12 protein-coding genes are annotated in these 12,748 nt (G+C 65.9%); 10 read left to right on the top strand and 2 right to left on the bottom strand.

What is annotated here, in order from left to right:
* Nucleotides 1–79 precede the first annotated feature (79 nt).
* The gene (locus tag TL10_RS08835; RefSeq protein ID WP_043394972.1) at nucleotides 80–1,270 is read left to right on the top strand and encodes an amidohydrolase family protein; all 1,191 of its coding nucleotides are present in this window, start codon (nucleotides 80–82) and stop codon (nucleotides 1,268–1,270) included.
* Nucleotides 1,271–1,340: 70 nt separating this feature from the next.
* Here the strand turns inward: TL10_RS08835 and TL10_RS08830 are convergent, their stop codons facing one another.
* Both TL10_RS08830 and TL10_RS08825 read right to left on the bottom strand, forming a co-directional pair.
* Nucleotides 1,341–1,742 (bottom strand): DUF732 domain-containing protein, encoded by a 402-nt coding sequence (locus TL10_RS08830; protein ID WP_043394974.1) that lies wholly within the window; start codon nucleotides 1,740–1,742, stop codon nucleotides 1,341–1,343.
* Nucleotides 1,743–1,839: 97 nt separating this feature from the next.
* On the bottom strand, nucleotides 1,840–2,385 hold the full coding sequence (locus tag TL10_RS08825; protein ID WP_043985367.1) for a thioredoxin domain-containing protein: 546 nt from the start codon (nucleotides 2,383–2,385) through the stop codon (nucleotides 1,840–1,842).
* A 118-nt stretch (nucleotides 2,386–2,503) separates the two neighbouring features.
* Here TL10_RS08825 and TL10_RS08820 point away from each other — a divergent pair, with 118 nt between their 5' ends.
* From TL10_RS08820 to TL10_RS08780, 9 genes are read left to right on the top strand one after another with little or no spacing between them, the layout of a single operon-like run.
* Nucleotides 2,504–3,964, top strand: coding sequence for an aldehyde dehydrogenase family protein (locus TL10_RS08820; RefSeq protein WP_043985366.1), 1,461 nt, complete (start codon nucleotides 2,504–2,506; stop codon nucleotides 3,962–3,964).
* Nucleotides 3,965–3,976: 12 nt separating this feature from the next.
* Nucleotides 3,977–5,152 carry a Zn-ribbon domain-containing OB-fold protein gene (locus TL10_RS08815; protein ID WP_043985365.1) on the top strand — a complete coding sequence of 392 codons (1,176 nt, stop codon included), beginning with the start codon at nucleotides 3,977–3,979 and terminating at the stop codon, nucleotides 5,150–5,152.
* 55 nt (nucleotides 5,153–5,207) lie between these two features.
* Nucleotides 5,208–6,377 (top strand): thiolase C-terminal domain-containing protein, encoded by a 1,170-nt coding sequence (locus TL10_RS08810; RefSeq protein WP_043985364.1) that lies wholly within the window; start codon nucleotides 5,208–5,210, stop codon nucleotides 6,375–6,377.
* Complete coding sequence (locus TL10_RS08805) at nucleotides 6,364–7,179, top strand: MlaE family ABC transporter permease (protein WP_043394984.1); 816 nt, start codon at nucleotides 6,364–6,366, stop codon at nucleotides 7,177–7,179. The genes TL10_RS08810 and TL10_RS08805 overlap by 14 nt, the downstream gene beginning before the upstream one ends.
* Nucleotides 7,180–7,186: 7 nt before the next feature.
* Nucleotides 7,187–8,044 (top strand): ABC transporter permease, encoded by an 858-nt coding sequence (locus tag TL10_RS08800; protein ID WP_043985363.1) that lies wholly within the window; start codon nucleotides 7,187–7,189, stop codon nucleotides 8,042–8,044.
* A gap of 5 nt (nucleotides 8,045–8,049) precedes the next feature.
* Nucleotides 8,050–9,240: an MCE family protein gene (locus TL10_RS08795; protein WP_043985454.1), complete on the top strand. Its 1,191-nt coding sequence runs from the start codon at nucleotides 8,050–8,052 to the stop codon at nucleotides 9,238–9,240.
* The gene (locus TL10_RS08790) at nucleotides 9,237–10,253 is read left to right on the top strand and encodes an MCE family protein (RefSeq protein WP_043985362.1); all 1,017 of its coding nucleotides are present in this window, start codon (nucleotides 9,237–9,239) and stop codon (nucleotides 10,251–10,253) included. The genes TL10_RS08795 and TL10_RS08790 overlap by 4 nt, the downstream gene beginning before the upstream one ends.
* A complete protein-coding gene (locus TL10_RS08785) occupies nucleotides 10,254–11,372 on the top strand; it encodes an MCE family protein (RefSeq protein WP_082067897.1) in 1,119 nt (372 codons plus the stop codon). It begins immediately after the preceding gene.
* Nucleotides 11,372–12,610 (top strand): MCE family protein, encoded by a 1,239-nt coding sequence (locus TL10_RS08780; RefSeq protein WP_043985361.1) that lies wholly within the window; start codon nucleotides 11,372–11,374, stop codon nucleotides 12,608–12,610. The genes TL10_RS08785 and TL10_RS08780 overlap by 1 nt, the downstream gene beginning before the upstream one ends.
* The last annotated feature ends 138 nt before the right edge of the window (nucleotides 12,611–12,748 follow it).

Here is a 12,748-nt window from a genome sequence, read left to right as displayed (position 1 = left end):
GACCGGCAACCACGCTGAAGCGATTGCGTGTTCGCGCCATATGAGAATAAGATTCTCATGAATCGCGAAGGAGAATTTCATGGGACAACTGTCGCATCGGGTCGACATTCCGTTTCCGCTGTTCGACGCGGACAACCACCTCTACGAGCCGCCGGAGGCGCTGACCAAGTACCTGCCCAAGGAGTACCAGGACGTCGTCCAGTACGTCGAGGTCAACGGCCGGACCAAGATTGCGATCCGTGGCCAGATCAGCAACTACATCCCGAACCCCACGTTCTCGGTGGTGGCCAGGCCGGGTGCCTGGGAGGAGTACTTCAAGTACGGCAACCCCGAGGGCAAGACTCGGCGCGAGCTCTTCGGTGAGCCGATGAAGGCCATCCCGGCGTTCTTCGAGCCCGCTCCGCGGCTCGAGCTCATGGACCAGCTGGGTCTCGATCGCACGTTGATGTTCCCGACGCTGGCCAGCCTGATTGAGGAACGGCTGCGCGACGATCCGGTCGCCATCCATGTCCTCATCCACTCGCTGAACCAGTGGCTGGACGAGGTGTGGGGCTTCAACTACAAGAACCGCATCTTCACCACCCCGGTGATCACCCTGCCAATCGTCGAGAAGGCCATCGAAGAGCTGGAATGGTGTGTCAAGCGCGGTGCGCGTGCCATTCTGGTCCGCCCGGCGCCGGTGCCCGGATTCCGCGGCCCGCGTTCGTTCGCGCTTCCTGAGTTCGATCCGTTCTGGCAGAAGTGCGTCGAGTACGACGTCTTCGTCGGTATGCACTCGTCGGACAGCGGCTACTCCCGGTACACCTCCGAATGGGACGGCGGCGCGCAGGAGATGCTGCCGTTCCAGACCAATGCGATGTCGATCCTCAACGAATGGCGTCCGATCCAGGATGCCGTGGCCTCGTGGGTGATCCACGGCGCGCTGTTCCGTCATCCCAAACTGAAGGTCGGCATCGTCGAGGCGGGGTCGAAATGGATGTTCCCGTTGCTCGATCAGATGGCCGAGGTCTACAAGAAGGCGCCCGAGGCCTTCCTCGGTAATCCGATGGAGGAGATCAAGAACCGTATCCACGTCAGCCCGTTCTATGAAGAGGGCATCGACGACCTGATCAACCTGGTCGGTGTCGACCAGGTGCTCTACGGCTCCGACTGGCCGCACCCCGAGGGTCTGGCCGAGCCGACGCACTACGTGACCGCGCTGCAGCACCTGCCGGTCGACGATCAGGCAAAGATCATGGGCGGCAACCTCGCCCGGCTCGTCACGGTCTGATCCGACGTCACCCGCGAGATGGCGCCGCCGGCAGTATTGCCGGCGGCGCCATCTTCGTCTTTGGGTGTGGTCAGTTCCGCGGCAGCGGATCCGGCGGCCAGGCGCGCTTCGGCTGCACGATCAGTTCCTGATCGGCCGGCGGCACCTTCTCCAGGAAGAACCCGGGGCACAACGATCGCGTGGACAGCGCGATGAAGAACCGCGCGTTGCGCTGTGACCACCAGCCGGGCGGGCCGATGCGTCCGGCGACTTCGTCGGCGTAGGGCACCCCGGCGGCCCAGTCGCCGCAGATGTCGTAGCCGATACCCAGGATGTCGGGTTCGCCGCCGGGTGCCATCCATTTCAGATTCGTTTTCCGCAGCTCTTGGAGGAGGTAGTCCTCGCCTTGGTCTGCGGTGGCCGGCGGCGCCGTCATCGCTGCTGCGGTGAGGCAAAGCGCGAACGCGAGTCCGTGGAGGTGGAGGGCGGTCACCGGCAGCTCCGTCGGTTGGTGGGCCAACCTGCGCTCGGCTGGCTCTCAAATTGCGAGAATAACATTCTCGCTCGGCTGACGAGCCGGATGGCCGGCCTCATGGGGCGGTGAGAGCGGCGACCCGGGCGGTCAGCGCATCTTCGGTCATCGGCGAGGTGATGTCGTTGATCAGGTAGCCGTCACCGTCGGGGCGGATGAACGCCCACGCCGGTGGCCACGGTACGAAGAAGGACTGCCACAGCTGGCCGTTGGCGTCCGTCAGGTTCGGGAACCTGAGGTTGTTGTCGGCGACGACGCTTTGCATGCTCCCGACCGCCCCGCGGCCGGCGATCCCCAGGAAGCTGACCTGCGGATTGGCGGCCGCCACGCGGCTGATGACGGGCGCTTCGGCCAGGCAGATGCCGCAGAACGACGGCGGCGACCAGAACCAGATCACCGCCGGTTTTCCGAGCAGCGTGCGGCCGTCGAACAGGGCGCCGTTCAGTTCGGTGCCGTAGAACCGCAGGCGCTGGCTGTTGTCGCCCAGCGGCTTCTCGTCGGCGGCGGCGGGCGGTGCGACGGAGAGGGGCACCATACCGGCCAGGACGACGGCCGCGGCGAGAACGGCAAACTTCTTCGGGACGGTCCGGGCGCGCAGCGTCATGCCCCTACGGTAGAGCCTCAGTGGTAAATCTGTCGGCACAATCTCGTTCACATTCTCGGTAATTGAATGTAATGTTTGCGAAGAATGAGAATGGCATTCCCGCAAGCGAGGAGGATGGATGCCGCAGGACACCGCTGAGGCAGTCGGCCGACGGCTACTCATCGACGGCCGGCTCCAGAACGCAGAGCGCACGTTTCCGTCCCGGAATCCGGCAACCGGGGAAGTGCTGGGTCATGCGCCCGATGCCACGGTGGCCGACGCCGTGGCGGCGGTGGCCGCCGCCCGCCGGGCCTTCGACACCACCGACTGGTCGACGAACTCCGCCTTCCGGGTGCACTGCCTGGAACAGCTCCATCGCGCTCTGCTGGACCACCGCGACGAACTTGCCGCGCTCACGACCGCGGAGGTCGGTGCCACCGCAGCGCTGTGCGCCGGCGCTCAACTCGACCAGCCCATCGACATCGTGCGCTACTACGCCGAACTGCTGAAGACCTTTTCGATGACCGAAGACCTCGGCAATGTCGAGATCCGCGGTATGCAGCACCACCGCTGGGTGGAAAAGGAAGCCGGCGGGGTGGTGGCCGCGATCATCGCGTACAACTACCCGAACCAGCTGGCGCTGGCGAAGCTGGCGCCCGCCCTGGCCGCCGGCTGCACCGTCATCTTGAAGGGCGCGCCGGACACCCCATTGGTCACGCTGGCGCTGGGGGAGCTGATCGCCAACCACACCGACATCCCGGCCGGCGTGGTCAACGTGCTCAGCGGCGCCGATCCCGCTGTCGGTGCGGCGCTGACCAGCAGCGCGGACGTCGACATGGTGACGTTCACGGGATCCACGCCGACGGGCCGGCGCATCATGGCGGCCGCCAGCGACACCCTCAAGCGGGTGTTCCTGGAACTGGGCGGCAAGTCCGCCGCGATCGTGCTCGACGACGCCGACTTCAACACGGCGGCCCTGTTCACCGCGTTCAGCATGGTCACGCATGCCGGACAGGGCTGCGCCCTGACGTCGCGACTGTTGGTGCCGCGCGCCCACCAGGACGAGATCGTCGAGCTGGTGAAGAACAACTTCGCCATGGTGCGGTACGGCGATCCGGCCGACCCCAAGACGTACATGGGCCCACTGATCAGTGAGAAGCAGCGGGACAAGGTCGACGGCATGGTCAAGCGCGCCGTCGAGGCCGGCGCGACGCTGGTGACCGGTGGCGAGAAGGTCGACCCCGGCTACTTCTATACCCCGACCCTGCTGACCAACGTCGACCCCGACAGCGAGATCGCGCAGGAAGAGGTCTTCGGCCCGGTGCTCGCGGTGATCGCGTACGACGATGACGACGACGCGGTGCGGATCGCCAACAACTCCATCTACGGCCTGTCCGGGGCGGTGTTCGGCAGCCAGGACCGCGCGCTGAGCGTGGCGCGCCGGATCCGGACCGGAACGTTCTCCATCAACGGCGGCAACTACTTCAGCCCCGACAGCCCGTTCGGCGGCTACAAGCAGTCGGGTATCGGCCGGGAGATGGGGACCGCCGGACTCGAGGAGTTCCTCGAGTCGAAGACCTTCGCCACGGTGGTCTCGTGATGCGCGGCGTCGATGCCTAACGTCGCATCGGTCGGAACGTATCTGCCGTGCTGGGGTACCCGGAACGGTCGGATGGTCGCCGACGACGAGGACGCCATCACGCTGGCTGTCGAGGCCGGCCGCGCCGCGCTGACCGGGAGCACCGCGGTGGAAAAAGTAGTGCTGGTCAGCCGTGACCTGCCCATGCTGGACAGCAGTAACGGGGCGGTTCTGCTGGCCGGTCTCGGGCTCGACCCCGAGCTCGAGGTCGACGAGCGGCTGGGCGGCGCTCCGGCCGCCCTCGACGCGCTGAGCTCCGCCCGGTCCCGCACCTTGGTGATCGGCGTGGACCTGCAGCCCGCCGGCGCGGCCGCGGCGCTGCTGGCCGACACGGGGCTGTCCGTGCGGACGGCCGCGCGGGTGACCCGCAGTCTGCCGGTGCGCACCCGCAACGCCGACGGCGGCGTCCACGACTACGGCGACCCCCACCTGCTGCACGAACGCGGACTCGTCGCGAGCCTGCAGGCGGCCTGGCTGGACACGCCCGCTGCCCTGGCCGGGGTGGACCATGCCACCGCGCGCGAGCTGTGTATCGGAGAACCCGCCGAGCTGCCGACGATCGGTGCGAGCGCGGGTTTGTTCGCACTGGCAGCGATGGCCGAGGCTGCGATCTCCGGGCCGTTGGTGGCTGTCGAGCAGGCGAGCCTGTCCGGGTTGACCGTGAGTTCCGGTGTCGCGCAGGTGTTCCGGCGTGAACCACCGGTGCAGGAGTTGCCGGTCACCACGCTGTCCGAAGGCGCCGAGCTGCCCATCTCGCTGGCGGCTTACGAGCGCGCCTTCGAGGCCAAGGTGCGCTGGGAAGCCGGCCGCTGCCCCGTGACCGGCCAACTGGACTTTCCGCCGCGCTATCGGGTCGGGGCCGACGGATCGCTCGACACCGCATACGAATTGGTGCCACTGCCGCGCACGGGCCGCGTCTACACCGAGACGACCGTGCACATCCCCGTTCCCGGCCTGCGCTCGCCGTATTCGTTGGTGATCGTCGAATTGGACGGAGTAGGCATTCGTGCGCTCGTGAAAGTGGCCGGCGCCGCGGCGGGCACCGTTCACATCGGCGATCAGGGCAGCCTGGTGCTGCGGCGCGTCGCCGTCAGGTCCGGAGTCCCCGATTACGGATATGCATTTGTGCCCGAACGGGTGGCCGCGTGAGGAATACTCGCTCCACATCGGGGGTCCCAGTGTTGCCGACAGGTGAGGGGGACGCGTGAGAAACGTCGCCATCGTCGGCGCGGGCATGACCTTTTTCGGTGAGCATTTCGCGTTGGGCATCAAGGATCTGCTGCCCATGGCGTTCGCCGAGTGCGCCGCCAGCGTCGACAAGGGGCTGGCGAAGACCGACGTGCAGGCGGCGTGGTTCGGCTCGATGGGAACCTCGGACGGATTCCCGTCAGGCATCCTCGCCGACACGCTCGGGCTGCCCGAACTGCCGGTGACGCGGGTTGAGAACTCCTGTGCGACGGGCAATGACGCCGTTCGCAACGCCATGTTCGGCATTGCCTCCGGCGCGTTCGACGTCGCACTCGTGATGGGTGCGGACAAGCTGCGCGAGACCTCCACCAAGCACATGCTGTGGGAGTGGGAAGCCATGGCCCGCGACATGGCATGGGACTACCCGCTGGGCCTGGTGGCGCCGGCCGGATTCGCGCTGCACGTGGCCCGCTATCTGCACGAGTCGCCGGCCACCCGGGAGCACCTGGCGATGGTCGCGGTCAAGAATCATCGACACGGCATGACCAACCCCAAGGCGCGGTTGCGCTTCGAGATCACGCTGGAGGAGGCGCTGACCGCGCCGACGGTCGTCACGCCGTTCGGCGCGTACGACTGTGCACCCCAAAGTGATGGCGCCGCAGCACTTTTACTGGCGTCCGAAGACGTCGTCGACCGTTTCACCAACCGGCCGGTGTGGATTCGCGGTACCGGGCTCGGGCTGGACTCGGTGATGCATCAGCACAAGCTGGACATGACCTGCTTCCCGGCGACCACGCGCGCCGCCAAGCAGGCCTTCGCGATGGCAGGCCTGGCCCCGGCGGACATCGACGTGGCCGAAGTACACGACTTCTTCACCGGCATCGAGTTGATGAGTTACGAGGACCTCGGTTTCGCCGACCGCTTCGAGGCCTACAAGCTCGTCGAGGCCGACGTCACCACCGTCACCGGCGCATTGCCGGTCAACCCGAGCGGCGGGCTCAAATGCAAGGGCCACCCGCCGGGCGCCACCGGCGTCGCCCAATGCGTCGAGCTGTTCGCCCAACTCCGGGGCGAAGCGCACAACCAGGTCGACGGTGCGCGAATCGGGTTGGCCCACAACCTCGGTGGCCCGACCGCAGTGTCCGCGGTGACCATTCTGGAAGGGCCCGCCGATGGCCGCGCATAAAGGACAGGACCACTGGTCGTCCGGGTTGCCGGCGCTGGGCCGTGGTTTCGGCAAGCCGATGCAGGCCGTCGGCGGCCTGTTCTCGATGGGCGCCGACGCCTTCGGGTTCATCTTCCAGCGCCCGTTTCACGTCCAGGAGTTCCTGAACCAATCCTGGTTCATCGCAAGGGTTTCGCTGGTTCCGACGCTGTTGGTGGCGGTCCCGTTCACCGTGCTGGTGAGCTTCACCCTCAACATCCTGCTGCGGGAGCTCGGAGCTGCGGACCTGTCCGGGGCCGGCGCGGCTTTCGGCGCGGTGACCCAGGTCGGTCCGATGGTGACGGTGCTCATCGTCGCGGGCGCGGGCGCCACCGCGATCTGCGCCGATCTCGGCTCCCGCACCATCCGCGAAGAGATTCAGGCGATGGAAGTGCTGGGCATCAACCCTGTCCAGCGGTTGGTGACGCCGCGGATGCTGGCCTCCGGGATCGTGGCACTGCTGCTGAACAGTCTGGTCTGCATCATCGGAATCCTTGGCGGCTATGTGTTCTCGGTATTCGTCCAGGACGTGAACCCCGGTGCGTTCGGGGCCGGTATCACGCTGCTGACGGGAGTGCCCGAGCTGATCATCTCGTGTGTCAAGGCGGCGCTGTTCGGGCTGATCGCCGGCCTGATCGCGTGTTACCGGGGACTGGCGATCTCCGGAGGTGGCGCCAAAGCCGTGGGCAACGCGGTCAACGAGACCGTGGTGTACGCCTTCATGGCGCTGTTCGTCGTCAACGTGGTGGTCACTGCCATCGGTATCCGGATGACGGTGAAATGAGGCTGTCATGTCGACAGAAGTGATTCTGCGCCACCGGTTCCCGAGATTCGTGCGGATGCTGCGCAAGCCCGCCGACGTCTTGGGCGGTATCGGCGACCACGGCATGTTCTACTGGATGGCGTTGGTGGGCGCACCGTTAGCCGCGTTGCGCTACCGCCGCGAGACCATCCGCCTGGTCGCTGAGATCAGCATGGGTGCAGGCACATTGGCACTCATCGGCGGCACGGTCGTCATCGTGGGCTTCCTGACCCTGGCGGCCGGTGGCACGCTGGCGGTGCAGGGGTACAGCTCCCTGGGCAACATCGGCATCGAGGCGCTGACGGGGTTCCTCGCGGCGTTCATCAACGTGCGCATCTCTGCTCCCGTGATCGCCGGCATCGGCCTGGCGGCGACCTTCGGCGCGGGCGCGACCGCGCAGCTCGGCGCGATGCGGATCAACGAGGAGATCGACGCGCTCGAATCCATGGCTATTCCGCCGGTGGCCTATCTGGTCGGGACGCGCATCGTCGCGGGCATGGTCGCGATCGTGCCGTTGTACGCGATCGCGGTGATCCTGTCGTTCCTGGCCAGCCGGTTCGTGACGGTGTACCTGTTCCGGCAGTCCGCGGGCCTGTATGACCATTACTTCGCGACGTTCCTCAACCCCGTCGATCTGCTCTGGTCGTTCCTGCAAGCGATTCTGATGGCGCTGGTCATCCTGCTGATCCACACCTACTACGGATTCTTCGCCTCCGGCGGGCCGTCCGGCGTGGGTGTGGCGGTCGGCAACGCGGTGCGCACGTCACTGATCGCGACCGTCTCGGTCACGCTGTTGGTCTCCCTGGCGATCTACGGCACCAACGGCAACTTCAACCTGTCCGGATGATCGGGATGACGAAAAACACGACGCGGCTGCTGGCCGGCGCGGGAGTCGTCACGGTGATCGCGGCCCTGGTCGCCTTCGCGTTGGCGCGGTTCAGCGGAGAGTTCACCGGCTCGGTGCCGGTGACGGTGCTCGCCGAGCGAGCAGGTCTGGTGATGAACCCGGACGCGAAGGTGAAGATGCGCGGCGTGGAGGTCGGCCGGGTCGCCTCGATCGACGAACGGCCAGACGGCAAGGCCGAGTTGCACCTCGAGATGAACCCCGGCCAACTCGAACTCATCCCGGCCAACGCAACGGTCGACATTGCCTCGTCTACCGCGTTCGGCGCGAAATTCGTCGAGTTCAACGCTCCCGACAACCCATCGCCCAAACCGCTGGCGGCTGGGGCGGTGGTGCCGGCCGACCACGTCACCGTGGAGATCAACACCGTGTTCGAACAATTGACCTCGGTCCTGGCCGAAGTCGAACCCACGAAGCTGAACGAGACGTTGGGCGCGCTGTCGCGCGGGATGTCGGGCCGTGGCAACGCATTCGGGCAGACGCTGGTGAACGTGGACAACCTGCTCGCCACGATCGAGCCGGCCCTGCCGACCATGCAGCGGGAGATGTCCACGGCGCCAACGGTGCTCGACTCCTACAACAATGCCGCGAACGACCTGGTGCAGATCACCCGCAACGCGACCAAGATCAGTAAATCCATCGTCGACAAGCAGCAGAACCTCGACGCCACGCTGAAGAGCATGAGCACCTTTGCCGATACCGGCAACGCGTTCGTCGCCGCGAACCACCAGGCGCTGGCCAACGTGATGCGCCTCTTCCTGCCGACGACCGGGCTGTTCGACCGGTACAACCCGGCTCTCACCTGTTCACTGAAGGGCTTGGCGGACTTCGGATCTCAGCCTCAGGACCCAGCGCCGGGCGGGCTGCCGCTGTCGGCGAGCTTCCTGTGGGGCCATGAGCGCTACCGCTACCCGGGCGATCTGCCGAAGGTGGCGGCCAAGGGTGGTCCACGCTGCGAGGTGCTGCCCGTGGCTTTCGAACAGCATCCGAACTACGTGGTGACCGACACCGGCACCAACCCGTTCAAGTACGGCAACCAGAACATCATCCTCAACAGCGACGGGCTCAAGCAGCTGCTGTACGGACCCATCGACGGCCCGCCGCGCAACACCGCGCAGATCGGACAGCCCGGACGATGAACGCACGCGGAGCGGCAGTGAAGTTCGCGATCTTCGCCGTCGTCATGATGATCGCATCAGGCTTCCTGTTCATGGTCCTCGGCGAGACCCGAACCGGATCCACCAAGGACTACAAGGCGGTGTTCGCCGACGCGTCGAGTCTGCGGGCCGGGAACTCCGTGCGGGTCGCAGGCATCCGCGTCGGCACTGTCACCGGACTCGAGCTCGGCGACGACCGCAAGGTCACGGTGACGTTCAACGCCGACAACGCCATCCCGGTCACGGCCGGTACGCGTGCGGAGGTCCGCTATCTGAACCTCGTCGGTGATCGCTACCTCGACCTCGTCGACGCACCCGGGCCCACCCAGGTGCTGCCGGCCGGGTCCACCATCCCGCTGGAGCGGACGGCACCCGCCCTGGACCTGGATCTACTGCTGGGTGGGCTCAAACCTGTTGTGCAGGGGCTCAATCCCCAGGACGTCAATGCCCTGACCTCGTCGCTGTTGCAGGTCTTCCAGGGACAGTCCGATGGGATCAATTCGCTGATGTCGCATACGTCCTCGTTCAGTGGCTCGTTGGCGGACAACAACGAAGTGATCAAGCAGCTGATCGACAACCTGAAGCTGCTCATCGGCACCATGGCGCGCGACGGTGACAAGTTCTCGACGTCTGTCGACCGGCTGGAGCGCCTGGTGAGCGGTTTGTCGGCAGACCGTGACCCGATCGGCGCCGCCATAGAATCCCTCGACAAGGGCACGGCTTCCATCTCCGATCTGCTCAGCCAGACCCGGAAACCGTTGGCCGGCACCGTGAACCAGTTGCTGCGGCTCGGGAACAACCTGGATCAGGACAAGCAGACTTTGGACACCGCACTGCAACGCGCACCGGAGAACTACCGCAAGGAGGCGCGAACCGGCGCATACGGCAGTTGGATCCAGTACTACATCTGCGATCTCACCATCCGGGTCAACGACCGCGAAGGCCGGGTGGTCGTCATGCCGTGGATCAGGTCCAACGCGGGGAGGTGCCAGTAGATGCTGAAATATGGCAACCCGCGCCTGATCCGCGTCGGCATCATCGGCGTCGTGACCGTGATCCTGGTGATCCTGGTCGGCCTGTCGCCGGACAAGTTCCGGGACTGGGCGATGTCGGTGCGGTACTCGGCCGTCTTCGCCGAAGCCGGCGGACTGGGGGTCGGCAACAACGTCATGGTGTCGGGCATGAAGGTCGGCACGGTGTCGAAGGTGTCACTGAAAAACGGTGATGCCGTAGTCGATTTCACGGTGGACGGCCGGGTATCCCTGGGTTCGGACACCTCCGCCCACATCAGGACCGGAACGCTGTTGGGCGCGCGCACGCTCGCCCTGGTGTCAGCGGGGGACAAGCCGCTCAAACCGCGGTCGGTGATCCCGATTTCCCGTACCTCGTCACCGTATTCACTGACGGACGCGGTCAATGAGCTGACGAAGAACACGGCCGGGACCGACACCAACCAGCTGAGCCAGTCGCTTGATCTGCTGTCGCAGACCCTCGACCAGATCGCGCCCCAACTTGGCCCTACCTTCGATGGGGTGTCCAGACTGTCGCGGACGCTCAACGATCGCAACCGGTCGCTGTCGGAGCTGCTGAAGAGCGCGTCGGACGTCACAAACGTGCTGTCGCAGCGTAGCGACCAGCTCAACACCCTTATCCTGAACGCGAATTCGCTGCTCGGCATGCTGGTGGAGCGGCGCGACGCCATCGTGACCTTGCTGGCCAATACCTCCGCGGTGGCCAAGCAGTTGTCGGCCGTGGTGCACGACAATGAAGCCCAATTGGCGCCGGCACTGGATCGCCTCAACTCGGTGGTGGCCGTGCTGGAAAAGAACAAGGACAACATTGCGAAGGCGATCCCGGGCCTGAAGAAGGTCGTGATGACGCAGGGCGAGGCGGTCAACAACGGCGGGTACTACAACGCGTTCGTGGCCAATCTGATTGACGGACACGAGATGCAACCGTTCATCGACGCCGCGCTCGGAGTACAGCCCCGGACGCTCTTCCCGTGGCCGAACTGCGGTGGTGAGCGCAACGGGTTCAAGCCGCCATACAGCTTCGACCATTGCTACAACCGCGAAGAGACCGAGGGACCGACCGTGGGGCAGGTGCCGCACTGATGACGCGTCGTATGCTGATTCGAATCCTGGCCGTGGCGCTGGTGGGTGCCGCGCTCGCCGCCGGCATCTACGTCGGCTACCGAAACATGTTGGGCCCCAGGACCTTCGGTGCCATCTTCACCCGCGTGACCGGTCTGTACTCGGGTGACGAAGTCAGGGTGTCCGGCGTCAAGGTCGGCACCGTGTCGGATGTCCAGCCGCAAGGCCAGACGGTGAAGCTGACGCTCAACGTGGATCGGGACGTACCGATCCCGGCCGATGTCAAAGCGGTGATCGTCCAGCAGAACCTGGTGGCTGCTCGCTACGTCCAGCTGACACCGGCATACCGCACGACGGGTCCCACGCTGAGGGAAGGCTCGGTCATCCCCGTCTCGCGCACCGCCGTCCCCGTCGAGTGGGACGAAGTCAAAGAGCAGCTGACGCGGATGGTCACCGAGCTCGGGCCGACCAAGCCCGGCGACACGTCCGTCGCGGGCCGCTTCGTCGACAGCGCGGCAAATGCCATGGCCGGCAACGGTGATCGGCTGCGGGATACCCTCGCGCAATTGTCGGGAGTGAGCCGGGTGCTGGCCGACGGCAACGGGAACATCGTCGACACCATCAAGAACCTGCAGGTCTTCGTCACGGCATTGCGGGGCAGCAATACTCAGATCGTGCAGTTCGAGGACCGACTGGCGACGCTGTCGAGTGTCCTCGATTCAAGCCGCACGGATCTCGACGCGGCGCTGACGGACCTGTCGGTTGCGGTCGGGGACATCCAGCGCTTCATGTCGAGCGTCAACAACCGCACGGCCGAGTCGGTGACCCGCCTGACCGATGTCACGCAGACCCTGGTCGGGAACAAGAAGGAACTCGAAGAGCTCCTGCACGTGTTCCCGACGGTGATGTCGAACTTCTACAACATCTACGACCCGGTGTCCGGGACGGCCAACGGTATGTTCGCGGTCAACGGGTTCTCCAATCCGGCCCAGTTCGTCTGCGGCGCAATCGCAGGCATCCAGGGCGGTGATCCGGCGGAGGGCGCGAAGAAGTGCGCCGAGTATCTCGGCCCGGCGCTGCGGCTGTTGAATTTCAACTACCTGCCGATTCCGGTCAACCCGTTCCTGGGACCCACGCCACGCCCCGATCAGCTGATCTACAGCGAAGCGAAACTGATGCCCGGCTACACCGGCCCGGAACCACCGCCGCCGGCCACTCTGCCGGGGATGCTGCTGCCAGCCGAAGGGCCTGCCTCATGACGCGTGCGAAGATCTGGCGGCCGCTCGCCGTGGCGCTGTGTGCGATGGCCCCGCTCAGTGGGTGCGCGTGGCAGGGCGTGAACTCGCTGCCGTTGCCCGGCGCTCCGGGCCGCGTGTCGGGTGCGACGGTATTTCACG

The sequence above is a fragment of the Mycolicibacterium llatzerense genome (assembly GCF_000878195.1).
Taxonomy (GTDB): domain Bacteria; phylum Actinomycetota; class Actinomycetes; order Mycobacteriales; family Mycobacteriaceae; genus Mycobacterium; species Mycobacterium llatzerense.
The sequence above is the reverse complement of the archived record's forward strand: the minus strand, read 5'-3'. Positions and strand labels throughout refer to the sequence as shown.